Source organism: Paraburkholderia gardini (assembly GCF_907164545.1).
Lineage (GTDB): Bacteria > Pseudomonadota > Gammaproteobacteria > Burkholderiales > Burkholderiaceae > Paraburkholderia > Paraburkholderia gardini.
The window spans coordinates 1-26,191 of sequence record NZ_CAJQZB010000048.1; the positions used below are offsets into that span (position 1 = coordinate 1).

General features: G+C 64.5%; 25 protein-coding genes. 11 read left to right on the forward strand and 14 right to left on the reverse strand.

Annotated features, from left to right (window positions below; translation table 11 throughout):
- The first annotated feature begins 342 nt into the window (after nucleotides 1–342).
- From LPA37_RS24900 to LPA37_RS24910, 3 genes are all read left to right on the forward strand, one after another.
- On the forward strand, nucleotides 343–585 hold the full coding sequence (locus LPA37_RS24900; RefSeq protein WP_228974113.1) for a DUF3311 domain-containing protein: 243 nt from the start codon (nucleotides 343–345) through the stop codon (nucleotides 583–585).
- Complete coding sequence (gene mctP / locus LPA37_RS24905; RefSeq protein WP_228974115.1) at nucleotides 582–2,132, forward strand: monocarboxylate uptake permease MctP; 1,551 nt, start codon at nucleotides 582–584, stop codon at nucleotides 2,130–2,132. Before LPA37_RS24900 ends, mctP begins: the two co-directional genes overlap by 4 nt.
- Nucleotides 2,133–2,291: 159 nt before the next feature.
- Entirely contained in the window at nucleotides 2,292–3,425 is a 1,134-nt protein-coding gene (locus LPA37_RS24910) for an FUSC family protein (protein WP_229013978.1), read from the forward strand.
- Between the two features lie 49 nt (nucleotides 3,426–3,474).
- On the opposite strand, the gene LPA37_RS24915 is transcribed toward LPA37_RS24910, so the two are convergent.
- The 6 genes from LPA37_RS24915 to LPA37_RS24940 form a co-directional block, all read right to left on the reverse strand.
- The gene (locus LPA37_RS24915) at nucleotides 3,475–3,897 is read right to left on the reverse strand and encodes a VOC family protein (protein WP_229013979.1); all 423 of its coding nucleotides are present in this window, start codon (nucleotides 3,895–3,897) and stop codon (nucleotides 3,475–3,477) included.
- A gap of 276 nt (nucleotides 3,898–4,173) precedes the next feature.
- Complete coding sequence (gene tal / locus LPA37_RS24920; RefSeq protein ID WP_228974120.1) at nucleotides 4,174–5,127, reverse strand: transaldolase; 954 nt, start codon at nucleotides 5,125–5,127, stop codon at nucleotides 4,174–4,176.
- Nucleotides 5,128–5,337: 210 nt separating this feature from the next.
- The gene (locus LPA37_RS24925; RefSeq protein WP_228974122.1) at nucleotides 5,338–6,558 is read right to left on the reverse strand and encodes a benzoate/H(+) symporter BenE family transporter; all 1,221 of its coding nucleotides are present in this window, start codon (nucleotides 6,556–6,558) and stop codon (nucleotides 5,338–5,340) included.
- 37 nt (nucleotides 6,559–6,595) lie between these two features.
- Nucleotides 6,596–7,771, reverse strand: coding sequence for a vWA domain-containing protein (locus tag LPA37_RS24930; RefSeq protein ID WP_229013980.1), 1,176 nt, complete (start codon nucleotides 7,769–7,771; stop codon nucleotides 6,596–6,598).
- A 67-nt stretch (nucleotides 7,772–7,838) separates the two neighbouring features.
- Nucleotides 7,839–8,426 (reverse strand): GNAT family N-acetyltransferase, encoded by a 588-nt coding sequence (locus LPA37_RS24935; RefSeq protein ID WP_228974125.1) that lies wholly within the window; start codon nucleotides 8,424–8,426, stop codon nucleotides 7,839–7,841.
- Nucleotides 8,427–8,541: 115 nt separating this feature from the next.
- Nucleotides 8,542–9,384 (reverse strand): AAA family ATPase, encoded by an 843-nt coding sequence (locus LPA37_RS24940; RefSeq protein WP_228974127.1) that lies wholly within the window; start codon nucleotides 9,382–9,384, stop codon nucleotides 8,542–8,544.
- 366 nt (nucleotides 9,385–9,750) lie between these two features.
- Here LPA37_RS24940 and LPA37_RS24945 point away from each other — a divergent pair, with 366 nt between their 5' ends.
- Together LPA37_RS24945 and LPA37_RS24950 are read left to right on the forward strand one after the other, a co-directional pair.
- Entirely contained in the window at nucleotides 9,751–10,119 is a 369-nt protein-coding gene (locus tag LPA37_RS24945) for a c-type cytochrome (protein ID WP_228974129.1), read from the forward strand.
- 49 nt (nucleotides 10,120–10,168) lie between these two features.
- Entirely contained in the window at nucleotides 10,169–10,552 is a 384-nt protein-coding gene (locus tag LPA37_RS24950; RefSeq protein ID WP_228974130.1) for a c-type cytochrome, read from the forward strand.
- 142 nt (nucleotides 10,553–10,694) lie between these two features.
- Here LPA37_RS24950 and LPA37_RS24955 read toward each other — a convergent pair whose 3' ends face one another.
- The 3 genes from LPA37_RS24955 to rsxB all read right to left on the reverse strand — a co-directional run bounded on the left by LPA37_RS24955 (nucleotide 10,695) and on the right by rsxB (nucleotide 12,821).
- Nucleotides 10,695–11,129 (reverse strand): DUF1841 family protein, encoded by a 435-nt coding sequence (locus LPA37_RS24955; RefSeq protein WP_090531507.1) that lies wholly within the window; start codon nucleotides 11,127–11,129, stop codon nucleotides 10,695–10,697.
- 163 nt (nucleotides 11,130–11,292) lie between these two features.
- On the reverse strand, nucleotides 11,293–11,937 hold the full coding sequence (nth, locus tag LPA37_RS24960; protein ID WP_228974132.1) for an endonuclease III: 645 nt from the start codon (nucleotides 11,935–11,937) through the stop codon (nucleotides 11,293–11,295).
- 8 nt (nucleotides 11,938–11,945) lie between these two features.
- Nucleotides 11,946–12,821, reverse strand: coding sequence for an electron transport complex subunit RsxB (gene rsxB / locus LPA37_RS24965; protein ID WP_229013981.1), 876 nt, complete (start codon nucleotides 12,819–12,821; stop codon nucleotides 11,946–11,948).
- A 307-nt stretch (nucleotides 12,822–13,128) separates the two neighbouring features.
- Here rsxB and LPA37_RS24970 point away from each other — a divergent pair, with 307 nt between their 5' ends.
- Nucleotides 13,129–13,761, forward strand: coding sequence for a TetR family transcriptional regulator (locus LPA37_RS24970; RefSeq protein WP_228974136.1), 633 nt, complete (start codon nucleotides 13,129–13,131; stop codon nucleotides 13,759–13,761).
- Nucleotides 13,762–13,876: 115 nt separating this feature from the next.
- Here the strand turns inward: LPA37_RS24970 and LPA37_RS24975 are convergent, their stop codons facing one another.
- Nucleotides 13,877–15,166 (reverse strand): polyhydroxyalkanoate depolymerase, encoded by a 1,290-nt coding sequence (locus LPA37_RS24975; RefSeq protein ID WP_229013982.1) that lies wholly within the window; start codon nucleotides 15,164–15,166, stop codon nucleotides 13,877–13,879.
- A 197-nt stretch (nucleotides 15,167–15,363) separates the two neighbouring features.
- Complete coding sequence (locus LPA37_RS24980) at nucleotides 15,364–17,262, reverse strand: glycoside hydrolase family 15 protein (RefSeq protein ID WP_229013983.1); 1,899 nt, start codon at nucleotides 17,260–17,262, stop codon at nucleotides 15,364–15,366.
- A gap of 291 nt (nucleotides 17,263–17,553) precedes the next feature.
- Between LPA37_RS24980 and LPA37_RS24985 the strand changes: the two genes are divergently transcribed.
- Nucleotides 17,554–17,799 (forward strand): hypothetical protein, encoded by a 246-nt coding sequence (locus tag LPA37_RS24985; RefSeq protein ID WP_090531497.1) that lies wholly within the window; start codon nucleotides 17,554–17,556, stop codon nucleotides 17,797–17,799.
- 144 nt (nucleotides 17,800–17,943) lie between these two features.
- Here the strand turns inward: LPA37_RS24985 and LPA37_RS24990 are convergent, their stop codons facing one another.
- Nucleotides 17,944–18,096: a DUF3096 domain-containing protein gene (locus LPA37_RS24990; RefSeq protein WP_081935917.1), complete on the reverse strand. Its 153-nt coding sequence runs from the start codon at nucleotides 18,094–18,096 to the stop codon at nucleotides 17,944–17,946.
- Between the two features lie 273 nt (nucleotides 18,097–18,369).
- Here LPA37_RS24990 and LPA37_RS24995 point away from each other — a divergent pair, with 273 nt between their 5' ends.
- Nucleotides 18,370–19,602, forward strand: coding sequence for a lactonase family protein (locus LPA37_RS24995; RefSeq protein WP_229013984.1), 1,233 nt, complete (start codon nucleotides 18,370–18,372; stop codon nucleotides 19,600–19,602).
- Between the two features lie 76 nt (nucleotides 19,603–19,678).
- On the opposite strand, the gene LPA37_RS27990 is transcribed toward LPA37_RS24995, so the two are convergent.
- Nucleotides 19,679–23,035, reverse strand: a complete 3,357-nt coding sequence (locus tag LPA37_RS27990; protein WP_229013985.1) for an FtsK/SpoIIIE family DNA translocase — start codon at nucleotides 23,033–23,035, stop codon at nucleotides 19,679–19,681.
- Nucleotides 23,036–23,215: 180 nt separating this feature from the next.
- Entirely contained in the window at nucleotides 23,216–23,842 is a 627-nt protein-coding gene (locus tag LPA37_RS25005) for an META domain-containing protein (protein ID WP_229013986.1), read from the reverse strand.
- Between the two features lie 121 nt (nucleotides 23,843–23,963).
- Between LPA37_RS25005 and purT the strand changes: the two genes are divergently transcribed.
- The 3 genes from purT (at nucleotide 23,964) to LPA37_RS25020 (ending at nucleotide 25,933) form a co-directional block, all read left to right on the forward strand.
- The gene (gene purT / locus LPA37_RS25010; RefSeq protein ID WP_228981862.1) at nucleotides 23,964–25,178 is read left to right on the forward strand and encodes a formate-dependent phosphoribosylglycinamide formyltransferase; all 1,215 of its coding nucleotides are present in this window, start codon (nucleotides 23,964–23,966) and stop codon (nucleotides 25,176–25,178) included.
- Between the two features lie 165 nt (nucleotides 25,179–25,343).
- On the forward strand, nucleotides 25,344–25,511 hold the full coding sequence (locus tag LPA37_RS27850) for a DUF6726 family protein (RefSeq protein ID WP_324251765.1): 168 nt from the start codon (nucleotides 25,344–25,346) through the stop codon (nucleotides 25,509–25,511).
- A gap of 101 nt (nucleotides 25,512–25,612) precedes the next feature.
- The gene (locus tag LPA37_RS25020; RefSeq protein WP_228982081.1) at nucleotides 25,613–25,933 is read left to right on the forward strand and encodes an MliC family protein; all 321 of its coding nucleotides are present in this window, start codon (nucleotides 25,613–25,615) and stop codon (nucleotides 25,931–25,933) included.
- Nucleotides 25,934–26,191 lie beyond the last annotated feature (258 nt).

Consider the following 26,191-nt stretch of genomic DNA (forward strand, 5'->3'; position numbering starts at 1 on the left):
CCGGTGCGGCCCGGGCTACATCTACGGCCGCCACCGGCAGCCCTGCGGGCGGGGCCTTCGTCATTTCCGGCGAACCACGCTGGCGGCAGCGCGCGGACGGGGTGTCGCCGGAACGCTGCTACAGCGTCGAACGCGACGCTCTGCCGCACATTGCGCACCCGAACCTGAGCTTTTTTCACTTGACAAGCGTTCTCCCCTTGGGAAGAACCCCGCTTGACCGGACGTTCGCGGCTCCTATACTCTTTCGGAGCTTTCGGGGTGCCCGTCGGCTATCCGCCCACGGGGGCCGGTATCCGCCGACATGGGCGGACTATTCAATAAAAGTAAAGAAGAGGAGACGTCATGGCTCACGACGCCGACGCCAACAAGTCCAGCAAAGGCTGGTTGTGGCTGTTGCTACTCCCCTGGATCGCGATGATCTGGGTGCCGTCCTACAACAAGGTCGAACCGCAGCTGTTCGACTTCCCGTTCTTCTACTGGTACCAGTTGCTGTGGGTGCTGATCAGCGCCGTCATCACCGCACTCGTGTACTTCAAGACCAAAAAGCGCCCGACCGCCAACGGTTCGCAAGGGGGCGCCAAATGAACGCTACCGCAACCTTTGTCTTCGTCCTGTTCTTTGTCGGCGTCACGATTCTCGGCTTCGTCGCGGCCCACTGGCGCCGCGGTGATCTCGCGCATCTGGAAGAGTGGGGCCTCGGCGGCCGTCGCTTTGGCACGATCGTCACGTGGTTCCTGCTGGGCGGCGACCTGTACACGGCGTACACGTTCGTGGCGGTGCCGGCGCTCGTGTTCGGCGCCGGCGCGACGGGCTTCTTCGCGCTGCCGTACACCATCCTGATCTATCCGTTCGCGTTCGTCGTGTTTCCGAAGTTGTGGAGCATCGCGAAGCGGCATGGCTACGTGACCTCCGCCGACTTCGTCAGCGCGCGGTACGGTAGCCGCATGCTCGCGCTGGCGGTTGCCGTGACCGGCATCGTGGCGACGATGCCGTACATCGCGCTGCAACTGGTCGGTATCGAAGTGGTGATCGGCGGGCTCGGTTTCGACACGACGGGCTTTATCGGCGATCTGCCGCTCATTATCGCGTTCGCGATCCTGGCGGCGTACACGTACACCTCGGGTCTGCGTGCGCCGGCGATGATCGCGGTCGTCAAGGACGTGCTGATCTACATCACGATCATCGCGGCGGTCATCGTGATTCCGCCGCAACTCGGTGGCTTCGGGCATATCTTTTCGGCCGTGCCGCCCGCCAAGCTGCTCCTGAAGGCGCCGGATGTGGGCAGTCTGAACGGCTATAGCGCGTATGCGACGCTAGCGGTCGGTTCGGCGCTTGCGCTCTTCCTGTACCCGCACTCGATCACGGCCGTGCTGTCGTCGAAGTCGGGTAACACGATCCGCCGCAACATGGCGATGTTGCCGGCCTATTCACTGGTGCTGGGTCTCCTCGCGCTGCTCGGCTTCATGGCGCTTGCCGCCGGCGTGAAGGACATGCCGGAATTCGTGCCGTACTTCAAGGCGTTCGGTCCGAACTTCGCAGTGCCGGCGCTGTTCCTGCACTTCTTCCCGTCGTGGTTCGTCGGTGTCGCGTTCGCGGCGATCGGCATTGGCGCGCTGGTGCCGGCGGCGATCATGTCGATCGCGGCCGCGAACCTGTACACGCGCAACATCCACAAGGAGTTCGTGAACCGCAACATGACGCACGAGCAGGAGACGAACGTCGCCAAGCTCGTGTCGCTGATCGTCAAGGTCGGCGCGGTGGCGTTCATTCTCGGCCTGCCGCTGACGTATGCGATCCAGTTGCAGCTGCTCGGCGGGATCTGGATCATCCAGACACTGCCCGCGATCGTGCTTGGCCTGTACACGCGCATGCTCGACTACCGCGGCCTGCTGGCCGGCTGGGCCGTCGGCATCGTGACCGGCACGTGGATGGCGATTTCGCTGAAGCTGGCGGGCTCGATCTTCACGATTCACCTGTTCGGCATGGCGATTCCGGGCTATGCGGCAGTGTGGTCGCTGATCGTGAACCTGGTGGTGTCGGTGGTCGTGAGCCTCCTGGTGCGCGCGCTCGGCATGACAAAGTCGGAAGACCGCACGCGTCCGGAAGACTATCTGGACGTGGTCGAAAGCTGATCGAAAGATACCCGGCGGCGCACCGCGCGCCTCCGGAAGTCTGCTGTACTCAAAACGCCCGCGACGAAAGTTGCGGGCGTTTCTGCTTCTGGTGCGGGATACTGGGCATTCGTTGAACGTATCCTTCAACGCCTTCACCTGAAATCCGCCTCGATACGCATGCCCACTGCCGATTCCGACCGCCTTCAAACCCGTCGCGCGCACCCCGGTCGCGCCCGGCGCCTCTTGCGCACGATCGTCTCGCCGTACTACCGCTATCGTCACGCGAAGCTCTTTCACAGCCTGCGTGTCGGTCTGGCCATGCTGGTGTCGATTCTGGCGACGGCCGGCATCGACGTGCCGCACGGCATCTGGGCATCGGTGACGCTGCTGGTGGTGATCGGCGGCCTGCAGCACCACGGCAACATCCGCAAGAAGGCCGCCGATCGGGCGGCGGGTACACTGCTCGGCGCGTCGATCGGGCTTGTGCTGATCCTGCAGCGTGACCTGATCGGTTCGCTGCCGCTCACGTATGTGCTGATGTCGGTGGTGGCGGCGATCTGCGCGTGGTTCGCGATCGGCAAGGCGGGCTACGTCGCGCTGCTGACGGCGATCACGATGTGCATTGTCGCGGGTCAGGGCGAGAATCTGATCGACGTCGGCCTCTGGCGCACGCTGAACGTGCTGATCGGCATCGTGATCGCGCTGGCGTTTTCCTTCGCGCTGCCGCTGCACGCCACGTACTCGTGGCGCTACCTGCTGGCGGATAATCTGCGCGCCTGCGCGCGCCTCTATGCGCGTCTCGTGCGAGGCGATAGCCCCCCATCCCCGGACGACACCCTGAAGACGTTCCTCGCGCTCAATGCGCGGCTCGTGCAGTTGCGCTCGCTGATTCCATCGGTGGCGAAGGAGATCGACGTGCCGCAGGCCCAGCTGGAGGAAATCCAGCGTCTGCACCGGGCGGTGCTAAGCGCGCTGGAACTGATGTCGACGGGCACGATCGCACATCTCGATGCCGCCGGCCGTGCGGCCTTCGCGCGGGAATGCGGGATCGAGGTGGACGCCGTGCGAACCGCGCTGCTCGGCATGGCACGCGCATTGCGCTTCGCGGGCGCGACGCGTTTTCACGTTCCTCGCGCGTCGACGCTCGCCGCGCCGCCGGATCCGGCGCTGCTGGCCAGCCTGCCCGTGGACCTGCATGGTCCGTACTGGCTCGGGCTGCGGCTGGCGGAACAGGTCGACAGCCTGCGCGCGTTGTTGCTGGAAACCGAGGCGAACTGGAATATCGAGCAAGGCACGCGCGTCGCCGCCTGAGCGGCGAGCACGCATGCGCGGCATGAGGCGCGTGCCGGAACCGAAGGACTTAGGCGCCTTCGTGGGGAACGGTCACCATCCACGGAATGCCGAATTTGTCGGCGACCATGCCGAAGCCTTTCGACCAGAACGTCGCCTGCCACGGCATCATCACGCTGCCGCCTTCAGCCAGCGCGTTGAAGTATTTTTCGGCCGACGGGACGTCGTCGGCGGTGAGCGAAAGACTGAACCCGGCGGGTCGCGGCGATGCGCTGTTGCAGTCGCCGTCGGATGCCATCAGTTCGGTCGCGCCGATCCGGAACGTCGTGTGCATGATCTTTTCTTCATTGCCCGGCGGCATGGTCTGGCCGGTGGACGGCGGCGCGTCCTTGAAGCGCATCTGGAACAGCACTTCGGCGCCGAGTTTCTCGCCGTAAAACTTCATCGCCTCTTCACAGCGACCGTTGAAGAACACATAAGGCTGAACTTGCATCGTCGTCTCCTTGAGAGTGTCGCGGGGTGTCCGCGCAAGCAGTGCCTCCCGCCGTCCCGTTGTGCGGGAGCGCGCCAGAAAGCGACCGTGCAGAAGATTGTAGACGCCGCCTCGCGTGCGTTTGTGACAGTGTGTGAGGAGAGGTGAAAGCGGGGCAGCGCCCGAAGCGCTGGCAAGGCCGTGCGCGTGACCGCAAGCGGGTCACGCGCAGGTGAAACGGTTCGCGTCAGGCGAGTGCGCGTTGTCCGGTATTCCCGGCGCGGCCCGACGTTGACCCTAGCGCAGACTTTCGATGAGCTTTTCGAGTTTGACCGCGTCGGCGGCGAACGTGCGGATGCCTTCCGAGAGCTTTTCCGTGGCCATCGCTTCTTCGTTCAGCAGGAAGCGGAACGACGGCTCGTCGACCGGCACGCGCGCGATGTTCTCGTTCTTGCCGGTTTCCGCCGACAGCTTGCGCTCGACCTTGTCATTGCTGTCGTGCAGTTTTTGCAGCAGGTCCGGGCTGATGGTCAGCAGATCGCAGCCGGCCAGTTCGGTGATCTGCGAGGTCGTGCGAAAGCTCGCGCCCATCACTTCGGTCGGGTAGCCGAACTTCTTGTAGTACGCATAAATGCGGCGCACCGACTGCACGCCCGGGTCGTTCGCGCCGCCGTCACGCGCTTCGTCCCAGTTGCTGCCGGCGTTCTTCTTGTACCAGTCGTAGATCCGGCCGACGAACGGCGAGATCAGCTGCGCGCCCGCTTCAGCACACGCGACGGCCTGGGCGAGCGAGAACAGCAGCGTCATGTTGCATTTGATGCCGTCCTTCTGCAGCACTTCGGCGGCGCGGATGCCTTCCCATGTCGACGCGAGCTTGATCAGCACGCGTTCGCGTCCGATGCCGGCAGCCTTGTAGAAACCGATGAGTTCGTGGGCCTTGTCGATCGACGCCTTCGTATCGAACGACAGGCGTGCGTCGACCTCGGTCGAGACGCGGCCCGGAATGATCTTGAGAATCTCGGTGCCGAAGGCGATCAGCAACTGGTCGATGATGGCGCTGACCGGTTTCGATGCGTGATCGCGGACGGTCTTTTCGAGCAGCGGACGGTAATCGTCCTTCTGCACCGCCTTCAGGATCAGCGACGGGTTGGTCGTCGCGTCCTGCGGCTTGTACTGCGCGAGTTGCTGGAAGTCGCCCGTATCTGCGACGACGGTGGTGTACTGCTTGAGTTGATCGAGTGCGGTTGTCATGTCGAGCCTTCTGGGCGCGCACGCGCCGTGGTCCAGGGGAAGATGGGACTGCCGCCATGCCGCTGCGGCAGCGGTCATCATGCGGCATTCATGCGATGGAACTGTGAAGCTTACCGCGAAGCGCCGCTCAATAACGCTATTTTATGGCGGATCGGGTGATAGCGTTTTTACAGGGCACGTATTCCACAATCCGGTGCCAGTGCGCTGGCGTCATGCCCGGCGCGCGTTCAGCACGAGCTGTGTCAGCACGCCGGCAACCAGGCCCCAGAAAGCGGAGCCGATCGACAGCAGCGTCAGGCCCGAGGCCGTCACCATGAAGGTGACGAGCGCCGCTTCGCGCTGCTTCGCGTCCTGCATCGCGTTGGTGAGACCGCTCATGATCGAGCCGAACAGCGCGAGCGCGGCCACCGATACGATCAGCGCATTCGGCAGTGCAGCAAAAAGTGCCGCGATCGTCGCGCCGAAAATGCCGGCGATCAGGTAGAAGGTGCCGCACCAGACAGCCGCCGTGTAGCGTTTCGCGTGGTTTTCGTGCGCTTCGGGGCCTGTGCAGATCGCGGCCGTGATCGCCGCGAGATTGATGCCGTGCGAGCCGAACGGCGCGAGGATCAGCGACGCGATGCCTGTCGTGGCGATGAGCGGCGAGGAGGGCGTCGTATAGCCGTCCGCGCGCAGCACGGCGATGCCGGGTACGTTCTGCGACGCCATCGCGACCACGAAGAGCGGAATGCCGATACTGACGATCGCGGAAACCGAAAACACCGGCATCGTGAGCACCGGGTGCGCAAGCGCGATATGAAACTGGCTGAAGTTGAGAAGGCCCAGCGTGCCCGCGAAGGCGGTGCCCACAATCAACGTCGTCACGATCGCGTAGCGGGGCGCCACGCGCTTGACGACGAGGTACGTGAAGAACATCACGAGCACGAGCGCGGTCTGGACCTGCGCCGCGCGGAAGATCGCGATACCGATCTCGAAGAGAATACCCGCCAGCAGCGCCGACGCGATGCCTGCCGGAATCTTCTTCATCAGCGTATCGAACCAGCCCGTCAGGCCGACCACCGTCAGCAGCAACGCGCAGACGATGAACGCGCCGATCGCCTCCGGATAGGCGACATTCGGCAGCGACGTCACCAGCAGCGCGGCCCCTGGTGTCGACCACGCGATGACGACCGGCGCGCGGAACTTCAGCGACAGCCCGATCGTGCTGAGCCCCATGCCGATCGACAGCGCCCAGATCCACGATGAAATCTGCGCGTCGGTGAGATGCGCGGCCTGGCCTGCCTGGAACATCAGGACGAGCGAACTCGTATAGCCCGTCATCATCGCGACGAAGCCCGCGACGACCGCCGATAACGACGTGTCGGCAAACGGCCGCAGCTTCGCGGGACGTGCGGCGGAAGGGGAGAGTTCAGGCGTGGAAGACTGCGTCATGCGGATTCTTTCTTTCGTGAGAAGGATGAATGAGGCGTTATTTGCTGAGCACGCGCATCGCGGTTTCGAGTCCGGCGAGCGTCAGCGGATACATGCGCTGGCCGAGCACTTCGCGGATGATCGAGACCGACTGGCGGTATTCCCACAGACCTTCCGGTTCGGGGTTGAGCCACGCGTGATGCGGGAACTGGTCGGCCAGACGCCTGAGCCAGACGGCGCCCGGCTCGGTGTTGTTGTACTCGACCGAACCGCCCGCCTGCACGACTTCGTACGGGCTCATCGTCGCGTCGCCGACGAAGATCAGCTTGTAGTCGGGCGTGAACTTGTGCAGCACATCGAACGTCGGCGTGCGTTCCGCGTGACGGCGGCGGTTGTTCTTCCACAGGTAGTCGTAGACGCAGTTGTGGAAGTAGTAGAACTCGAGGTGCTTGAATTCGGCTTTGGTCGCCGAGAACAGCTCTTCGGTGCGCTTGATGTGGTCGTCCATCGAGCCGCCGACGTCGAGCAGCATCAGCACTTTCACGTTGTTGTGACGCTCGGGCACCATCTTCAGATCGAGCCAGCCGGCATTCGCCGCGGTGCTGCGGATCGTGTCGGGCAGATCGAGTTCCTCGGCGGCGCCTTCACGCGCGAAACGGCGCAGGCGGCGCAAGGCGATCTTGATGTTGCGCGTGCCGATTTCGACCTGATCGTCGTAATCCTTGTAGGCGCGCGCTTCCCACACTTTCACGGCGCTGCGATTGCCGGATGCCTCGCCGCCGATGCGAATGCCCTCCGGGTTATAGCCGCCGTGTCCGAACGGCGACGTGCCGCCCGTGCCGATCCATCTGTTGCCGCCTTCATGACGCTCTTTCTGCTCTTCGAAGAGCTCTTTCAGGCGTTCCATCAGCTTGTCGAGACCGCCCATCGCCTCGATCTGCGCTTTCTCCTCGGGCGTGAAGTCGCGTTCGAGTTTCTTCTTCAGCCAGTCGAGCGGGATGTCGAACGCGAGCTCCGTCTTGCCCGCGACGCCGCGAAAATACGCGCCGAACGCCTGATCGAAGCGGTCGAAATACTGCTCGTCTTTCACAAGCGTGAGACGCGCGAGATAGTAGAAATCGTCGAGCGACGGCGCGATGACGTTCGCCTTGAGCGCTTCGAGGAGCGTCAGGTATTCCTTCACCGAAACCGGCAGCTTCGCGGTGCGCAACGAATAGAAGAAGTCGATCAGCATGCTGTTTCCTCTGCGTGTCCGGGCCCGTGCGTTGCCATGTTTCCGTGCGCTGGTTGTGAGCGGCGCGTCAGCGCGCGAGCTTGTACTTCAGATTGGCGCGCACGGCGGGCCATTCCGGTTCGATCACCGAGAACACGACGGTGTCGCGCAGCACGCCGTCCTTGCCTACCTGATGGTGGCGCAGGATGCCGTCCTGCTTCGCGCCGAGCCGGGCGATCGCGGTACGCGACTGATGGTTCATGAAATGCGTGCGGAACTCGACCGCGATCGCATGCAGCGATTCGAACGCATGCGTGAGCAGCAGGAGCTTTGCCTCGGTGTTGAGCGGCGTGCGCTGCACGCGTTTCGCGTACCACGTGTGGCCGATTTCGAGCCGGCGATTGACGGAATCGACATTGAAAAAACGCGTCGAACCGACGACGTCGCCCGTCGCATCGCGCACCACGAACGGATGCGCGCCGAGATTGTCGCGCATGGCAAGCGCGGCTTCGATCCACGCGCGCCCGGTACCGGGCGCGGGCACCGAGGTGTACCAGAGCTTCCACAGTTCGCCGTCGGCGGCTGCGGCTGCGATGGCCTGTTCGTGATCGAGCGTCAACGGCTCAAGCGTGACGTGCTGTCCCTTCAGCGTAACGGGCTCTATCCAGCGGCTCATGTGACGGCTCTCCAGACGTGTTCGATTGATCTCTGCATCCCGGCACCGGCTGGGCAGGTGGGCCGCGACATACTGTCGCAGTCCGTGCCTTCGCGTCCTCGCACCGGGCGCCGGCCTAGCGGTTATTGCGGTTCATGAAAATGAGGCGCTCGAAGAGGCCCACGTCCTGCTCGTTCTTCAGCAGCGCGCCGTGCAGCGGCGGGATGATCTGCTTCTGGTCGGGCGAGCGCAGCGCTTCGGGCGGGATGTCTTCGGCGAGCAGCAGCTTCAGCCAGTCGAGCAGTTCGGACGTCGACGGCTTTTTCTTCAGGCCCGATACGTTGCGCAGCTCGAAAAAACTCTGCAATGCGGCGGCCAGCAGCGCCTTCTTGATGCCCGGATAGTGGACCTCGACGATCTGCTGCATCGTCTGCGCATCGGGGAAGCGGATGTAGTGGAAGAAGCAGCGGCGCAAAAACGCGTCGGGCAGTTCCTTCTCGTTGTTCGACGTGATGATGACAAGCGGACGCTGTTTCGCCTTCACGAGTTCGCGCGTCTCGTATACGTAGAACTCCATGCGGTCGAGTTCGCGCAGCAGGTCGTTCGGGAATTCGATGTCGGCCTTGTCGATCTCGTCGATCAGCAGCACGACCTGTTCGTCCGATTCGAACGCCTGCCACAGCACGCCCTTGACGATGTAGTTGCGGATGTCCTTCACGCGCTCGTCGCCGAGCTGCGAGTCGCGCAGGCGCGAAACCGCGTCGTATTCGTAGAGGCCCTGCTGCGCCTTCGTGGTCGACTTGATGTGCCACTGGAGGAGCGGCATGCCGAGGGCGGCCGCGACTTCCTCGGCGAGCATGGTCTTGCCCGTGCCCGGCTCGCCCTTGATCAGGAGCGGGCGTTTGAGCGTCATCGCGGCATTGACCGCGAGCTTGAGATCGTCGGTGGCGACGTACTGCGATGAGCCTTCGAAGCGCATGGCGAACTGCTCTCCTGGAAAAAGACCAGTATAAGTCAGAAGCCCTGTCGCGCCGAAGCGCGCTCGGGTAGGGTGTGAACCCGGCGCGGCATGCGTTTGCCCGCGCCGGTGAAGTGTCGGTGAAGTGCCTGGACGCTGTCCATGACGTGCCTTCGATGGGCTCTCGATGTGCCTGCGATGGAGGCGGGCGGCATGCCGGGCCGGTGCGGTAATGGAGGCTTCGCGCCTGCCATATGGACGCCCGGCGTAGCGTCGCGGTACAATTAGCCCGATTTTTTTGGCCTGCGTGGCACCTCTACAAGAATAACGGCGCAGGCCGTTGCCTTTTCCGGGCGCCCGTTTTCCCCTCATGCCAGGTTAGAACCTATGAACAGAATCGTCGGCAAACACCTCGTGATCGCAGCGCTGTCAGCGCTCGCAGGCTTTGCGGCCAGCGCGCAGGCCGCGGACGTCGTTGGCAACGCGAAGGCGGGCCAGGGCAAGGTCGCGATGTGTATCGGCTGCCACGGCATCCCCGAATATCGCACGGCGTACCCGGAGGTCTACCGGGTGCCGATGCTGGGCGGCCAGAACCAGGCCTACCTCGAAAGCGCGCTGCGCGCCTACCGGAAGGGCGACCGCCATTTCGGAACGATGCATGCCATTACATCGTCGCTGTCGGATCAGGACATCGCCGACGTCGCGGCGTACTACGCGGCGCAGACATCCTCTTCGAAGAACAATCCCGACAAGTGACCGGTACAGGTCACCCACGGTTCACCACATTCGCGGGATAGGAGAATTCATGAAGAAGCCCCATCAGGCACTCCACACGGCATTGAAGACTGTGTGCGCGACAGTTGCATTCACCGGCCTCGTCGCAGCAAACGCGGCACATGCCGCGGACGCCTCCAACGGCAAGGTGCTCGCCGACGCGCATAACTGCGCGGCCTGCCACGGTGTGAATCTGAACAAGCCGGTGAGCCCGGAGTATCCGAAGCTCGCGGGTCAGCACGCCGACTACATCTACTGGGCGCTGCGCCAGTATCAGATGGGCACCGACAACCCGCACCTCGGTCGCAACAACGCGATCATGAAGGCGCAGGTGCAAAGTCTGTCGCAAAGCGACATGAAAGACCTCGCCGCCTACATCCAGTCGCTCGACGGCGATCTCGTGCAGAAGAAGTAAGCACGGCGTTTTTCAGCAAGTCGAAACGGAACACCCTGCCTTTGGCGGGGTGTTTTGCTTTGGGGCTTCGGTGTTGCTTCCAGCAGACTTCGCGCGGACTTCAGGTTTCCTGCGCGCGGGCGGCGTGACGGCGTGAAGCCGGTCAGTCGCGTGATGCGCGGCGTTCGATGCGGGCGAGGTACGCGTCGGTGTCCGGCGGCGTGCCGGTGCGCTGCGCTTCCCAGATCGTTTCGCCGAGGCAATCCATGATTGCGTGCTGTGCGTCGTGCGTCGAGCCGAGTCGCGATGCGAGCCGCTCGTGCGCCGCACGGATGCCCGGCGGCTGGTCGATCGACAGCTGTTCGGTGATCGCCAGATGCATCGACAGATGCAGGAACGGGTTCGTCTGGCCGCGCTCCGGTGAGTAATCCTGCGACGGCGCGGCTTCGGCGTTCGTGAGGTCGGCGTGATACTCGGGGTGCTCGACGATCCAGTCGGCGGCAATCGCCTCGAGCGGCGTCAGGATTTCGCCCGCGCGCTGCTTGCGCCAGGTGTCGGTGAAAAAGAGGCGAACTTCGTCGCGGCTGGGATTGAACATCGTGAGCTGTATCGGATGGGGACGGCGTGCTTGTCGCAACGGCAAGCCGCTATTTTACGTCGTTGGGCAAACGCTCGCTGACCTGACGGCGCGGGTTCTGGCGACAGGTGCGTGCCGCACCGCGCCGGCACCGGTAGCGCCGCCCGACGCCTGGCGTTGCCGCTCAAAGCTCCGGCGGTGGCGTCTTCGGCCGGTATTCGCACAACGGCTCGATGGCGCAATGCCAGCATTCCGGCCGGCGCGCCTTGCATACATATCGGCCGTGCAGGATCAGCCAGTGGTGCGCGTCGTGCTGGAACGCGGCGGGCGTGAACTTCTCCAGCGCGATTTCGACGGCGCGCACGTCCTTGCCCGGTGCGAGTCCGGTTCGATTGGCAACCCGAAAGATGTGCGTGTCGACGGCGATCACCGGATGGCCGAACGCGGTATTCAGGATCACGTTCGCGGTCTTGCGGCCGACCCCCGGCAGACTCTCCAGCGCCTCGCGGTCGTCGGGTACTTCGCCGCCGAACCTGTCGAGCAGGATGCGGCAGGTCGCGATGACGTTCTTCGCCTTCGTGCGGTAAAGACCGATCGTCCTGATGTAGCCGGCGACACCTTCCTCGCCGAGCGCGAAGATCGTTTGCGGCGTGTTCGCGACCGGGAACATCTTGCGCATCGCCTTGTTGACCGACACGTCGGTGGCCTGCGCGGACAACATGACGGCGATCAGCAGCTCGAACGGCGTCGTGTATTCGAGTTCGGTGGCTGGATGCGGGTTGAGTTCCTGGAGTGTCTCGAAGATCGCGCGGCGTTTGTTCGCGTTCATGCTGGATGTCAGGATTCCTGTGATGGGTTGCCGGGAGCGTCTTCCGCCGACGCCGGGCCGATGTCGCTGCCATCCTGCGCGATGCCGAGCCGGCGACGGCGCGTTTCGGCCGCGTCGATCTGCGCCTGGACCTCGGCGCTGACCTGCTGCGTGTTCTGCGGACCTTTGCCCTGCGCCACGAGCTCTTCCTTCTTTTTGCGGGCACGCTCGAGCGCGGCCTGGATGATCGCGCGTTTCTTTGCTTCAGGATCGTCGGCGAGGCCTGGAGAAGGCGTGGAAGGCGCGGCCGCAATCACAGCCGCCCCGGACGCAGCCGCCGCAGCGGGGGCGGCGCCTGATGCCCGGCGCGCCGCGGCGCGCGCTTCGGCGGCTTCGCGTTCGTGCGCGAGCCGCGCATTGCGCGCCTCGTAGCGTTCGCGGGCAGCGTCGGCGAGCGGTTGCGACCACGCATCCCACCCGGTGCGCTCGCCGGTGACCGGCACCATCGCGATACAGTCGACGGGGCAGGGCGGAACGCAAAGATCGCATCCGGTGCAGAGCGCGGCGATCATCGTGTGCATCTGTTTAGGCGCCCCGACGATCGCATCGACTGGACACGCCTGCATGCACAGCGTGCAGCCGATGCAGAGCGTTTCGTCGATGACGGCCACCGGACGTGGCCGCTCGACGCCGTTCTCCGGGTTCAGCGGAATCAGCGGCCGGCCGAGCAGGCGGGCAAGGCGCGCGATGCCTTCGGCGCCGCCAGGCGGGCACTGGTTGTGGCTGGCCTCGCCGCTGGCGATGGCCTCGGCGTAGGGGCGGCAACCGGTGTAGCCGCACTTTGTGCATTGCGTCTGGGGCAGCAGATTCTCGATGCGATCGGCTAGTGTTATGGAATCGGTCACGGTCACGACATCAGGGCTTGCCGGCGGCCGGTGCGGGACCTGAAACGGCCCGGCCGGGGCGCGCGGCGAGGGTGTGCGGCAAGGCTGGAGCGCTTGCGCGACGGGGCTTGCGCCAAATAAGGAATTATCGCCGATTTCCCTGATTGTGCTTCGCAAACCATGTGCCATAATCAAAGCGCTTTCTCGAAAGACCGCAACAGGGTGTCCCCCAACCATGGCGCGCCCGCTCAGTGCCGCAGGTACCTGGCCGAGGAGAGAGGCCGGCGGCACGATCCGGATAACGCGGCTCACGAAGCACGATGCCACCATGAATCAGCCGAAAATCAAAAGAGATCCTGAAGGCACCCGTCGCCGCATCCTGCTCGCGGCGGCAGAGGAATTTGCAAATGGTGGGCTGTTCGGCGCGCGCGTCGACCAGATCGCCCGCCGCGCGGAAACCAATGAACGCATGCTCTATTACTACTTCGGTAGCAAGGAGCAACTGTTCACTGCGGTCCTGGAGCACGCGTTCAGCGCGCTCACCGAAGCCGAACGCACGCTCGACCTCGCCGGTTTCGCGCCCGTCGAGGCCATCACGCGGCTCGCGCATTTCGTCTGGGACTACTACCGCGATCACCCCGAACTGCTTCGTCTCGTGAACAACGAGAACCTGCATGAGGCACGCTACATGCAGAAGTCGACGCGCATCCGCGAAATGATCTCGCCGATCGTCACGACACTGGGCAACATCCTGGAGCGCGGCCAGCGCGCCGGGTTGTTCCGCACGAACGTGGATCCGCTGCGCTTCTACGTGACGTTGTCGGGGATGGGGTATTACATCGTGTCGAACCGCTTCACGCTTGAAGCGACGCTCGGCCGCGATTTCAGCTCGGCCAGCGAGCGTAGCGAAATCATGCAGATGAACACCGAGTTGCTGCTGGCTTACCTGATGCGGCGCTAAGCAGCGTGGCTGAAACAACGCCAGGCGGCCTGCCGGCGTGTCACAGGCTTTGATTTGACTGAATGCTTCGCGCGCCACGCCGTTCATCGACGCGGCGCGCTGCATATTCGCAGCATCAAGCCTGCTGTGCTTCGACCTTTTCCTTCTTTTCTGCCTTGAGCGGCTTGTTGTGCTCGAGGATAAAGTCGCGCAGTTGCGGATAGATGATCGTGCGCCAGCGACGGCCCGAGAAAATCCCGTAGTGGCCGCACTTCTCGGCTGTGAAGTGTCGCTTGTCCTTCTCCGGAATGCCGCTGCACAGATCCTGCGCGGCGCGTGTCTGGCCGCTGCCCGAGATGTCGTCGAGTTCGCCTTCGATCGTGAAGAGGGCCGTGCGCCGGATATCCTGCGGACGCACCAGCTCACCGGCCACTTCCCATGTCCCATCTGCCAGACGGAATTCCTGGAAGACGATCTGGATCGTCTCCAGGTAATACTCGGCAGCCATGTCGAGCACGGCGTTGTACTCGTCGTAGAAGCGGCGATGCTGCTCGGCATCTTCCTCGTCGCCACGCATCAGGCTCTGGTAGTAGTCCCAGTGCGACGCGGCGTGCCGTTCCGGATTCATCGCGACGAAGCCGGTGTGCTGCAGGAAGCCCGGATAGACCTTGCGGCCGATGCCCGGATAGTTCGGCGGCACCGTGTAGATCACGTTGTTGTCGAACCATTCGTACGAGTGCTGCGTGGCGAGCGAATTCACCGCGGTCGGGCTCTTGCGGGCATCGATCGGGCCACCCATCATCGTCATCGTGCGCGGCGTGTCCTCGCCGCGGCTCGCCATCAGCGAGATCGCCGCGAGCACCGGCACGGTCGGCTGGCATACCGAGATCACGTGCAGGTCCTTCGCGCCGATGTGGCGGATGAACTCCTGAATGTATTCGACGTAGTCGTCGAGATGGAACGCGCCGTCTTCGAGCGGCACCATGCGTGCATCGATCCAGTCGGTGATGTACACCTTGTGGTCCTGCAGCAGCGTGCGCACGGTGTCGCGCAACAGCGTGGAGTGATGGCCCGACAGCGGCGCGCACACCAGCACGACCGGCTCATCCTTCAGCTGCGTGACGGCGCCGCTGTCATCGGCGTAACGCTTGAAGCGCAGCAGACGGCAAAACGGCTTTTCGATGACGGTTTGCTCGACGATCGGAATCTTGTGGCCGTCTTTAACGATCTGGTGCAGGTTGAACTCGGGTTTCTCGTAATCCTTGCCGAGCCGGTACAGGAGTTCGTAGCCGGCGGACAGACGGGTTGCGCCCGGCACATAGGCAAGCGGGCTGGCTGGATTCGCGAAGGATTTCGACGCGGCCTGGGCCCAGGCGGTGAGCGGGCTCAGGAGTGCCCGCTGGAATTCGTGCATTTGATAGAGCATGGGTGCTCCAGCGTTAGTGTTGTTCGCGTGGGGCGGCGCAATAACGCGCGATGCGTTGTGGCGGGGCCGTTATGGGTTTCTGGTTCATCAATGGACCATTTGTTTATCGGCCGATACTGAAATTTCATGATATCGGACAAACACCGATTGTGCAATGCAGCAACTGTGCCGCGTTGTACGTAGGGAAGGTAAATAAATCAAGGATTTGGCGTCGTGCCGGGCAGTGCTTGTTCGACTGCGGCCTGCGCGCTGTCGGCCTGCCCGTTCGGGGCGGCGCCTTCGTGCGCGGGCTGGCCGGTTGCTTTCGCCATTTCCTGTTCGTGTTTCATCAGATTCAGGCCTGTATGAACCAGCGCCACATGGGAGAAGCCCTGGGGAAAATTACCAACAAGTCGCTTCGCGGCCGGGTCGTATTCCTCGGAAAGCAGCCCGACATCGTTCGCGAGCGACAGCAGGCGCTCGTACATCGTCGTCGCTTCCTCCACGCGGCCCTGCAATGCCAGGTTGTCCACCAGCCAGAAGCTGCACGCGAGAAACGTGCCTTCGCCGGGTGGCAGCCCGTCGTCGAACCCGGTCGTGCGGTAGCGCATCACGAAACCGTCATGCAGCAGAAACTTTTCGACGCCCGCGACCGTGCCCGCTATGCGCGGGTCCGACGGCGGCAGGAAGCCGAGTAGCGGCAGCAGCAGGACGCTTGCGTCGAGTTCGTCGCCGCCATAGACCTGGGTGAACGCGTTCAACGATGCGTTATAGCCCTTTTCGCAGACATCTGTGTGAATCTGCGCGCGCACGGCATGCCAGTGATCGAGCGGCGCCGGCAGATCGAACGATTCGGCCGATTTGATCGCGCGGTCGAACGCGACCCACGCCATGACCTTCGAGAACGTGAAATGCTGGCGGCCGCCGCGGGTTTCCCAGATGCCTTCGTCGGGCTGGTTCCAGATCGTTTCGAGGTGCTCGAGCATCGCGCACTGGATGTTCCATGCGGTCTCGTCTGCCTGCAGGCCACCGACGCGCGCCAGATGCAGCGCATTCATCACTTCGCCGTAGACGTCGAGTTGCAGCTGGTCGACCGCGTTGTTACCGACCCGCACGGGTTTGGCGCCCTGATAGCCCGGCAGCCAGTCGAGTTCGAACTCCGGCAGCCGCCGTTCGCCGGCGATGCCGTACATGATCTGCAGCTGCTGCGGCGAGCCCGCCATCACGCGGCCGAGCCACTGGCGCCACAGGCGCGCTTCGTCGTAGTAGCCGCCGCGCATCATCGCGAGCAGCGTGATCGTCGCGTCGCGCAACCAGCAGTAGCGGTAATCCCAGTTGCGCGTGCCGCCGAGCTGTTCGGGCAGGGAGGTGGTCGGCGCGGCGACGATGCCGCCCGTCGGTTCGTAGGCGAGCGCTTTCAGCGTGATCAGCGAGCGGCGGATCGGCTCGGCCCAGCGGCCGGTGACGGTGCCGCGCGCCGACCATTCGAGCCAGTGATTCTCGGTGCGGGCGAGCGCCGTGTGCGGGTCACGCGCCGGAGGCATGCGCAGATGCGACGGCGTGTAGGTCAGCGTGAACGGCACGCGTTCGCCGGCCGTTACCGTGAATTCGGCGACGGTGCGCAGATTCTCGCCGCGCAGGTCGACTGGTGTGCGCAGCACGACGGTGTCGGGGCCGACGATGGCCTTGATGCCGCTGTCGCGGGCGAGGCGGCTGACCCATGGCACCGAGTAGCCGTAGTCGAAGCGCAGCACCAGTTCCATCTGCATGCGCACGGTGCCGCGTTTGCCGACGACGATCCGCACAAGCTCCGACGTGCCGTTACCGGGCGGCATGAAATCGACGACGGTGACCGCGCCCTCGGGGGTTTCGAAGTCGGTTTCGAGAATCAGCGTTTCGCCGCGATAACGCCGCGATGAAACCGGCGCGGGCGCGCCTTCGTCGACGACGGGCGTGATCAGCCAGCGGCCGTTGTCCCCGGTGCCGAGCAGGGCCGCGAAGCATGCGCCGGAATCGAAGCGCGGCCAGCAGAGCCAGTCGACGGAACCGTTGCGGGCGATCAGTGCGGCCGTGTGGCCATCGCCGACGAGTGCGTAATCTTCAATGAGTGAGGGCATGGAGAGGGATCTCAGGAGCGCGTCGAGGGCGCATGAAGAGGTTCAGGGTTCGGGCGCGGCGTTGTACGTGGACCCATGTGAAAGCGCCGGATTCAGCACGAAATATTGGCAACCGTGACTGGCGTTCTGAAATATGTGTGCTTACAATCCTCACGTCTACCCAGTAATTGGGAATCGGGATCCGGGCACGGGCCGACGCGCCTGCTGTCATATTCGTCTGTTGCACTGTTCTGCCGTTTCGTATCGCTTTATACCCTTTCCACCCAAAGCTGTTTTTCGAGGATTGAAGCCATGCTGAACCTGTCGAAATCGGATTGCATCACCATACTTTCCGCCGCCAGCAGCCTCGCCGACGACGCGATGCTCCCGCTCGATCCCGACCGGCTCGGCCTTTCCCGCAACGGAATGGAAACGGCAGCGGCATTTCTCGTCGAACGCGCATGCTTCACGCGCTATCAGGAAAGCGACGGTCATTATGCCGTCGGTGGCCTGTCGCTGCAGGGCAAGCTGCGGCTCGACCAGCTCTCGAACGGCTGAGCGTCCGCCGGACAGCCTCAACCCGACAACATGCGACGGGCGGCGATCGACGCCGCCCGTGTCCACGATGATCCTGCAGAATGCTTCGGCCGCGCGTGAGATGAACGCGTGCGGCCCGCGCACGCCTGGCGCGACGTGTGAGGATCAGAAATGCGTGCTGCCCATGCCGAAGATACCGATGATCCCGATGATGATCAGATACAGCGCGACGATGTAGTTGAGCAGGCGCGGCATGACAAGAATCAGGATGCCGGCGATCAGGGAAACGAGCGGACCGAGACTGAGTGTGACGTTCATGAAGACTCCACGGGTTGGAACTGTTTTTATTGAAAGTAGACCTGCCGGACATACGCATGATGCATGAAGCAGTGACGCCTCGTTGCGCGTCCGGTGCCGGTGAAACCTGACAGGAGCCGGCCTCGCACGGCGACCGGGGCCACGCTGTCAGCCTTTCTGTCTGTGCGCTCCGGCGCAACGCTCCTATACTTGCCGAAGCACAGAACAATCACACAGGACGCGTGGCAGACCAGTGACACCAGTCAAACCGGAGTGATGTCAAAGGCGCCCGTCATGCATTTCCGTCACCGTGCTGCAGCATTCGCCGTGCCACTGTCTGCCCGCTCGATAATAAAAGGTTTCGTACTCATGGTCTCTATCGTTGCAACCCAGGCGTTTGCCCAGGGCGCCGCGGCCGTTCCTGCCGATGGCGTGTACGACCTGCTGGTCGGCACCTATACGGCCGGTAAAAGTGAAGGCATCTATGTGTACCGCTTCGATACGAAGACCGGCGACATGACACCCGTTTCGTCGGCGAAGACGGTGAACCCGTCGTACCTCGTGGTGAGCGGCGACCGGCGTCACGTGTATGCGGTCAACGAGCTGCCTGGCGACAACGGACCGGCGAACCAGCGCGGCGACATCAGCGCGTTCGGCTTCGATCCGCAAAGCGGGCAACTGACGTTTCTGAACCAGGTTTCATCGGAAGGCAACGACCCGTGCTATCTGGGCATCTCGCCGGACGGCAAGTATCTGACGGCCGCCAACTATTCGATCGCAGCCGATCCCGGCGGCAGCTTCTCGGTGTTTCCGCTTCGGCCGGACGGCCAGGTTGGCGCGGCGGTGCTCACTGTTCATCATGCGGGCGGCGGTCCGGTGAAGGGGCGGCAGGACAATGCACACGTGCATTCCACGGTCTTTTCGCCGGATGGCCATTATCTCTTCGCGCAGGATCTCGGCGCGGACAAGGTTTATTCGTACCGCTATACGCCCGATGGCAGTCGCGGTCTGCTCGGCCCCACGGAAACGCGCTACATGACGCTGAAGCCCGGCTCCGGCCCGCGTCATCTGGTGTTCGGCCCGGACGGCAGGTATGCGTACCTGACAAGCGAGATGGCCGCGACCGTCGACACATTGCGCTACCACGATGGCAAGCTCACGCTGCTGCAGTCCGTCCCGCTCACGAAGCCCGGTTTCAAGGGCGCGGTGGGCGCCGCGGCGATCCATCTGTCGCCGGATGGCCGCTTTGTCTACGTGAGCAATCGCGGTGACGCGAACGAGATCGTGATCTTCGCGGTCGATCCGGGCAACGGGCATCTGAAGCTCGTCGGGCATCAGTCGAGCCTTGGTGCTTCGCCACGTGAATTCGCGATCGATCCGACCGGCAAATGGCTGATCGTCGGCAACCAGAGCAGCGATACGGTCTATGTGTTCCGCCGCGACGCGCAGACGGGATTGCTCGACGCGAACCCGAAGCGCTTCGATATCCCGGCGCCCGTGGATTTCAAGCTCGTCGCGCCGAACTAGAGCGGAAAGAGCGGGGGGCGTCTTCATGCGCCCCGTTCTTGCGGTGATGTCGCGCTGTAACGCAGTCGCTTCGTGGTTACTCGGCGGGGCCTGGCGCAAGCACTTCGCGACTGCCGTTGATGCCCATCGCCGAAACCAGCCCCGCGGCTTCCATCTGCTCGACGAGCCGCGCCGCGCGGTTATAGCCGATGCGCAATTGCCGCTGCACCGACGAGATCGACGCGCGCCGTGTGCGCACGACGAACGCCACGGCCTCGTCGTAAAGCGGATCGGCTTCGGCGTCCGGCGTTTCGCCGAACAGATCCTGCGTCGCGCCTTCGGTTGCCGGGCCGTCGAGAATGCCTTCCTCGTATTGCGGCTCGCCGAACTGCTTCAGATGCTCGACGATGCGGTGCACTTCTTCATCTTCGACGTAGGCGCCGTGCACGCGCTGCGGGTAACCCGTGCCGGGCGGCAGGAACAGCATGTCGCCCTGGCCGAGCAGCGACTCCGCGCCCATCTGGTCGAGAATCGTGCGCGAGTCGATCTTCGACGACACCTGAAATGCGACGCGCGTCGGAATGTTCGCCTTGATGAGACCCGTGATGACGTCCACCGAAGGGCGCTGCGTCGCGAGAATCAGGTGAATGCCGGCGGCGCGGGCCTTCTGCGCGAGGCGCGCGATCAACTCTTCGATCTTCTTGCCGGCGACCATCATCAGGTCGGCGAGCTCGTCGATGACGACCACGATCATCGGCAGCGGCGCGAGCGGCTCCGGTGCTTCTGGTGTCAGCGAAAACGGATTGCCGAGCTTCTTGCCGTGCGCTTCGGCGTCGCGGATCTTCTGGTTGAAGCCCGCCAGATTGCGCACGCCGACGGCCGACATCAGCCGGTAGCGTTTCTCCATCTCGCCGACGCACCAGTTGAGCGCGTTCGCGGCGAGCTTCATGTCGGTGACGACGGGCGCGAGCAGATGCGGGATGCCTTCGTAGACGGAGAGCTCCAGCATCTTCGGATCGATCATGATGAGGCGCACTTCCTCGGGCGTCGCCTTGTAGAGCAGCGAGACGATCATCGCGTTGATCGCCACCGACTTGCCGGAGCCGGTCGTGCCCGCGACCAGCATGTGCGGCGCCTTCGCCAGATCGGCGACGACCGGATGGCCGGTGATGTCCTTGCCCATCGCGAGCGTCAGGTTCGAGCGCGAGTTCTGGTAGACGTCCGCTTCGAGAATTTCCGACAGACGGATCATCTGGCGCTTCGCGTTCGGCAGCTCAAGCCCCATGCAGGTCTTGCCGGGAATCGTTTCGACGACGCGGATCGACGTCAGACCCAGGCCGCGCGACAGATCCTTCATCAGCCCGACGATCTGGCTGCCGCGCACGCCGAGCGCGGGTTCGACTTCGAAGCGCGTGATCACGGGACCGGCCGACGCGCCGACCACCGTCACCGGCACCTTGAATTCCTGCAGACGCTGCTCGATCAGCTGGCCGGTTTCCGCGAGCTGTTCGTCCGCGATCGGTTCGACGTCGGACGAGGTGCGTTCGAGCAGATCGAGCGAAGGCAACTCGATCTTCGATGCCGCCGGCGCGTGGAATTCGAAACCGGTCGGTGCGTGGCCGCGTGGCGGCGCCGGCGTGATGACAGGCGACGCGGACGGGGTTTCGGGGACGTCGAGGATTGCTTCTTCGCCTTCGGGCTCGTTCAGGGGTTCGACGGGTGCGGTGGCGAGGTCCGGCGTCGTCGCGGCGAGCGGTGCGCCAGGAAAGCGAACGATGTTCGACGGAGCGGATCGCGCTGGAATTGCGTCTTCGCTCGCGCTCACGATGTGTAGCGACGGTGCGACGGGATGTGACGTGGCGTCGCCATGTGCCGGCGTCGACGTGTGATGGTGCGATGCCGTCGACGAGCCGGTTCGCATTGCTGCGACGTCGTCGATGTCTTCCTCCGTGGAGTCCCACGGGGCGATGACCGACGCAACTGCGACTGGTGCGACTGGTGCGACGGTCGCGGTGACGGGCGGAACGGACCCGGCGCCGTTTTGTTGCGCACTGTGATGTTCCGCGGGCGCGTCGGGCGACGTCGCGGGTGCGAGCGGGATTTCCGCAGCGGTGGAAATCGCGCTTGCAGGGTCGGCCGACGGTTCGTGTACTGGCGCCGTGTACGTCGGTTCGTCGCCCGCACGATCGGGAGCGTTCGATCCTGGCGCCGCATTCGCACCGGCGCTACCGGCTTCGGTCGCGTTGATGCGCGCGAGGCCCGCGCCCGCAAGCGTCGTCCAGCGGGCCGCGTTTTCCTCGATGCCGCGCAGCGTTTCCTGCACGCTCGCCGGTGGCCTCACGCGTGGAGCACTGATCGGCGAACGTGCCCAGGCTGGCTCCGGCGCAGGTTGTCCCAGGCGGGACGGTGCTGGCGTCGATGCACTGCCGGACGGTGCATCCGCGCGAACCATCGTATCGGAGCGAACTTTCGATGCGGCGCCTTGAACGGAACCGGAGGAGATACTTGACGTGCTGCGCGCAGCGCTGAATGACGTCGACGCATCCGGAACCGCCACGCCCGCAGCGGCAACACCGTGCAAACCCGCCGCCGAACCCGCGCCTGCAGCATGCAAACCCGCGCGCAACGCATCGCCGCCCACGCGAGCCGCCGTCGAACCGGATCGAGCCGTGGAAGCATTCGAAGTCGACGTCGCCGCCGGACTGCGAAGCCAGTCAGCGGGAGCGACCGGCTCCGACGGTGTCCACGACGTGGCGCGCGCACTTTGCCGCGGCGGCGTCATCGAGGCTGGGCGAGTTGCGCCGCCGGTCGGCTGCGGCGCATCCGCGCGCGCTCCTGAAAACCGGCCGGCCCCGGCTTGCGAACCTGCAGCCCGCGCATCGCCCGTCGATGCCGCCATGCCCGCGCCCGCCGCGGCGCCACGCCCGACCGCCGGCGGTCGCCAGCCGACGGGCCGCGCGTAACGGCCTTCGGATTTCGGCGACATCGTGCGTGTGGGCGTCGTGTGCGCGGATGGCGTGTCGCCAGTGCCGGCGCCCGCGCGGCGCGAACGTGGACGCGCTTCAGTGTCGTGCTTCGAAAACGCATGCGAGAGGCCGAGGCCGAACGCGCCGTCGGCCCACATCGCGGCCTGCGGCCAGCGAAAGCCGGTGAGCCACGGCACGCAGACGAGCAGCAGGGCCGCCATCACGAGCGGCGTCGCGACCGGTCCGAGCAGATGCGCGAATCCGGACGCGAGCGCGTGCCCGAAACCGTCGATGCCCTGGATATGAACGAGGGACGCCTCCAGCGTGCAGCTCGTCACCATCACGCAGACGAAGCCGAGCCACAGACGGATCGTGCCCGGACCGCGCAGCCCGACGCCGCCCGGCAGGACGGATTTCACGAGACGCCACAAAAGGGGAATAAACCAGACGGCCGATGCGCCGAACCAGCTGAAAACTACCGTGTGCATGCTAGACATCAACGAATGAAGGACGCTTGAAAACGCAATCCGTCGAGTTTAACCGGTGAAGCGGGACGCTTCGAAGGCAGGCGCCGGCGCGCGGGCGCGAAAAGAGCGGCACGCGGTGCGGCCGGCGCGGCTTCATGCCCGCCGCGCGGGGCGCCCGGAAAGCGTCCGTCGCGTGGCCGCTCATTGTCCGCGTCGCGCGAACGTGAGCGTGTCGCCGTTTTCGGCAATCAGCTGCAATTCCTGTGGTGCGCGCATCTGCACGCCCGTGCGGTCGATATGCGCCAGTGCGTCGAGATAGGCGCCTTCGATCTGACCGCCCGGCGTCGCGCACGCCATCCGCGTGCCGGCGAGCGGTCCGAACGACAGCTTGCCGTCCTTCAGCGCGTAGGTGCCCATATAGCGGTTGCAGCCGGAAAAGCCGCTCGCGCGCCGCTGGCCACTGGCGGTCGATAGCGTGAGCGTGACGGGTTCGCCGTTGTCGCCGTGCGGCCCGTTGCGCAACGTGCCGTCCGCCTGCTTCCAGCTGGTCAGCTCCCACGTGGTGTCGTCGAGCAGCTGGGTGGCGGCCGGATTGAACGGATCGGGCGCTTCGGCGGAGGCGTCGGTATGCACGGGAAGCGAGCAGGCGGTGACAAGGCCGGTGAGGCAGAGGGCGGCCAGTGGCGCGCGCCACGGCGAACCGGACGCGGCGCGGGCGATGGCGCCGAAAACACGGAGACCGCGAAGGCCACGAAAGGAAGCACGAACGCGGGCATGCAGCGGGGCGACGGAAAGCGCGGGATGTCGCGTGAAGGACCGGAGGGCCATGACGTCGTTCCTCTTCAAAACTGACGAAGGCGTAAGGGTAACGCACTCGGCAGGCCGCGCGCGAGCGCATGTTAACATCGCTCGTTCTCTTTTCATCCACCGATTTCTCTCTGGAGACCTCATGCAGATCGGTCAACGGATCGGCACACCGCTGTCGACATCCGCAACGCGCGTCATGCTGCTCGGCGCAGGCGAACTGGGCAAGGAAGTGATCATCGCGCTGCAGCGCCTGGGCGTCGAAGTGATCGCCGTCGACCGTTACGCCGATGCGCCCGGACATCAGGTCGCGCACCGCGCGCACGTGATCGACATGACGGACGGCGCCGCGTTGCGCGCGCTCGTCGAGCAGGAAAAACCGCATCTGATCGTGCCGGAAATCGAGGCCATCGCCACCGATGCGCTCGCCACGATCGAAACCGACGGCCTCGCCGTCGTGATTCCGACCGCGCGTGCAACGCAACTGACCATGAACCGCGAAGGCATCCGTCGTCTCGCCGCTGAAGAACTCGGCCTTGCCACCTCGCCCTATGCCTTCGCCGATTCGCTCGACGAACTGAAGGCGGGCATCGCCAAGGTCGGTTACCCGTGCGTCGTGAAGCCGGTGATGTCGTCGTCGGGCAAGGGACAGTCGGTGCTCAGAAGCGACGCCGACGTCGAACCGGCCTGGCAGTATGCGCAGGCGGGCGGCCGGGTGAAGGGCGGGCGCGTGATCGTCGAGGGCTTCATCAACTTCGATTACGAGATCACGTTGCTGACCGTGCGCGCGACCGATCCGGCGACGAGCGAAACCAGCACGTACTTCTGCGATCCGATCGGCCACGTGCAGGTGGCGGGCGACTACGTCGAATCGTGGCAGCCGCAGCCGATGAGCCCGGTCGCGCTGCGGCGCTCGCGCGAAATCGCGCACGAAGTGACGACGGCGCTGGGCGGGCGCGGCCTCTTCGGCGTGGAACTTTTTGTCGCTGGCGACGACGTATGGTTTTCGGAAGTGAGTCCGCGTCCGCACGACACGGGTCTCGTCACGCTGTGCTCGCAACGCTTTTCCGAGTTCGAACTGCACGCGCGTGCGATTCTCGGTTTGCCGGTGGATACGTCGCTGCGGGAGCCGGGCGCGTCGGCGGTGATTTACGGCGGCCTCGAGGAAACGGGCATCGCGTTCGAAGGCGTCGCAGAAGCGCTGACCGTGCCGAACGCGGATCTGCGTCTGTTCGGCAAGCCGGAGAGTTTCACGAAGCGCCGCATGGGCGTGGCGCTCGCGACCGGCGCCACGACCGACGAAGCGCGTGTGCGCGCAAAGCAGGCCGCGGCGGCCGTGCGGCCGGTGTCGGCGAAATAGTTGCACATACGGCGCGGACGCCCGCGCCAGCAGGTGAATCGGGAGAGACCGGTAATGAAGCGCTCGACTCTGTTGCATGCCGCGAAGGCCGATGGTCACGCGGCGCGTCGAACGGATGACGTGGCGGGTGCGGACATCGACTTTCATCCGCGGCGAGGGCGAGGCATGCTGATGCGCTCGTGCGTGCTGATGGCGCTGTGCGCGGGGCTCACCGGCTGCGGCCTCGCCGCTGCGCCGTGCCGGATCGCATCGGCGGGCCTGAAGATCGTGCCGGTGGTCGGTCACGTCGCCGCCGCGCCCACCGACGCATGCGCCGACGTGATCGATCCATGACGCGCGCATGCGGCACCGTGGATCGCAATCTGGCATCTGACCTGAGGCATTCGATGAAAACAGGATTCGTGGTTGCGTCGGCGATATCCGGCGCGATCGTCATGTGCAATGCCGCGTCGGCTGAACCGTTTCGTCTCCCGGACACCCAGGCGAAGAGCCGTCATACGAGTCAATACACCTGCGCGACCGGCAGGATCCTGCAGGTCACGTACTGGAACGCTGTCAACGGCCAGAGCTTCGCGCTGGTGCCTGTCAAGGGGCAACAGATGTTGTTCGTCAACACCCTGTCCGCCTCGGGCGTGAAGTACCAGGCGGGCAGCTATACATGGTGGACCAGGGGGCCGCGCGCCGAACTCTACGACGCAACGAACGGCGAGAATGCGCCGCCCATCCTGTCCGACTGCGTGACGATCGTCCGCTAGTCCTGGCGTCGTTTCGTCCGCCTGGCCGCGCTTCGCGCTGCCTTGCTGCATCCATTTCGCGCGGATCCTTCCAGCGTCATCGTTTCATCCTGGATGGCGCTACCCGCCCGCGCGCATCTTTCGTCCGCCGGGAGTAAGCTGTCTGACTCGCGCCCGAACCTGCTGCCGGTCTTCACGGCGCGTGACATCGTTTTCGGCCTGAACCGTCCGTTCCGGATCACATCGCGCAGGCCGTGTGCCCGCGCCCGTTCGTCAAGC

Excerpts from the sequence above, each read along its gene's own strand:
- LPA37_RS24900 (WP_228974113.1), top strand. The coding sequence starts at position 343 with ATGGCTCACGACGCCGACGCCAACAAGTCCAGCAAAGGCTGGTTGTGG.
- mctP (WP_228974115.1), top strand. The coding sequence starts at position 582 with ATGAACGCTACCGCAACCTTTGTCTTCGTCCTGTTCTTTGTCGGCGTC.
- LPA37_RS24910 (WP_229013978.1), top strand. The coding sequence starts at position 2,292 with ATGCCCACTGCCGATTCCGACCGCCTTCAAACCCGTCGCGCGCACCCC.
- LPA37_RS24915 (WP_229013979.1), bottom strand. The coding sequence starts at position 3,897 with ATGCAAGTTCAGCCTTATGTGTTCTTCAACGGTCGCTGTGAAGAGGCG.
- tal (WP_228974120.1), bottom strand. The coding sequence starts at position 5,127 with ATGACAACCGCACTCGATCAACTCAAGCAGTACACCACCGTCGTCGCA.
- LPA37_RS24925 (WP_228974122.1), bottom strand. The coding sequence starts at position 6,558 with ATGACGCAGTCTTCCACGCCTGAACTCTCCCCTTCCGCCGCACGTCCC.
- LPA37_RS24930 (WP_229013980.1), bottom strand. The coding sequence starts at position 7,771 with ATGCTGATCGACTTCTTCTATTCGTTGCGCACCGCGAAGCTGCCGGTT.
- LPA37_RS24935 (WP_228974125.1), bottom strand. The coding sequence starts at position 8,426 with ATGAGCCGCTGGATAGAGCCCGTTACGCTGAAGGGACAGCACGTCACG.
- LPA37_RS24940 (WP_228974127.1), bottom strand. The coding sequence starts at position 9,384 with ATGCGCTTCGAAGGCTCATCGCAGTACGTCGCCACCGACGATCTCAAG.
- LPA37_RS24945 (WP_228974129.1), top strand. The coding sequence starts at position 9,751 with ATGAACAGAATCGTCGGCAAACACCTCGTGATCGCAGCGCTGTCAGCG.
- LPA37_RS24950 (WP_228974130.1), top strand. The coding sequence starts at position 10,169 with ATGAAGAAGCCCCATCAGGCACTCCACACGGCATTGAAGACTGTGTGC.
- LPA37_RS24955 (WP_090531507.1), bottom strand. The coding sequence starts at position 11,129 with ATGTTCAATCCCAGCCGCGACGAAGTTCGCCTCTTTTTCACCGACACC.
- nth (WP_228974132.1), bottom strand. The coding sequence starts at position 11,937 with ATGAACGCGAACAAACGCCGCGCGATCTTCGAGACACTCCAGGAACTC.
- LPA37_RS24970 (WP_228974136.1), top strand. The coding sequence starts at position 13,129 with ATGAATCAGCCGAAAATCAAAAGAGATCCTGAAGGCACCCGTCGCCGC.
- LPA37_RS24975 (WP_229013982.1), bottom strand. The coding sequence starts at position 15,166 with ATGCTCTATCAAATGCACGAATTCCAGCGGGCACTCCTGAGCCCGCTC.
- LPA37_RS24980 (WP_229013983.1), bottom strand. The coding sequence starts at position 17,262 with ATGCCCTCACTCATTGAAGATTACGCACTCGTCGGCGATGGCCACACG.
- LPA37_RS24985 (WP_090531497.1), top strand. The coding sequence starts at position 17,554 with ATGCTGAACCTGTCGAAATCGGATTGCATCACCATACTTTCCGCCGCC.
- LPA37_RS24990 (WP_081935917.1), bottom strand. The coding sequence starts at position 18,096 with ATGAACGTCACACTCAGTCTCGGTCCGCTCGTTTCCCTGATCGCCGGC.
- LPA37_RS24995 (WP_229013984.1), top strand. The coding sequence starts at position 18,370 with ATGCATTTCCGTCACCGTGCTGCAGCATTCGCCGTGCCACTGTCTGCC.
- LPA37_RS27990 (WP_229013985.1), bottom strand. The coding sequence starts at position 23,035 with ATGCACACGGTAGTTTTCAGCTGGTTCGGCGCATCGGCCGTCTGGTTT.
- LPA37_RS25005 (WP_229013986.1), bottom strand. The coding sequence starts at position 23,842 with ATGGCCCTCCGGTCCTTCACGCGACATCCCGCGCTTTCCGTCGCCCCG.
- purT (WP_228981862.1), top strand. The coding sequence starts at position 23,964 with ATGCAGATCGGTCAACGGATCGGCACACCGCTGTCGACATCCGCAACG.
- LPA37_RS27850 (WP_324251765.1), top strand. The coding sequence starts at position 25,344 with ATGCTGATGCGCTCGTGCGTGCTGATGGCGCTGTGCGCGGGGCTCACC.
- LPA37_RS25020 (WP_228982081.1), top strand. The coding sequence starts at position 25,613 with ATGTGCAATGCCGCGTCGGCTGAACCGTTTCGTCTCCCGGACACCCAG.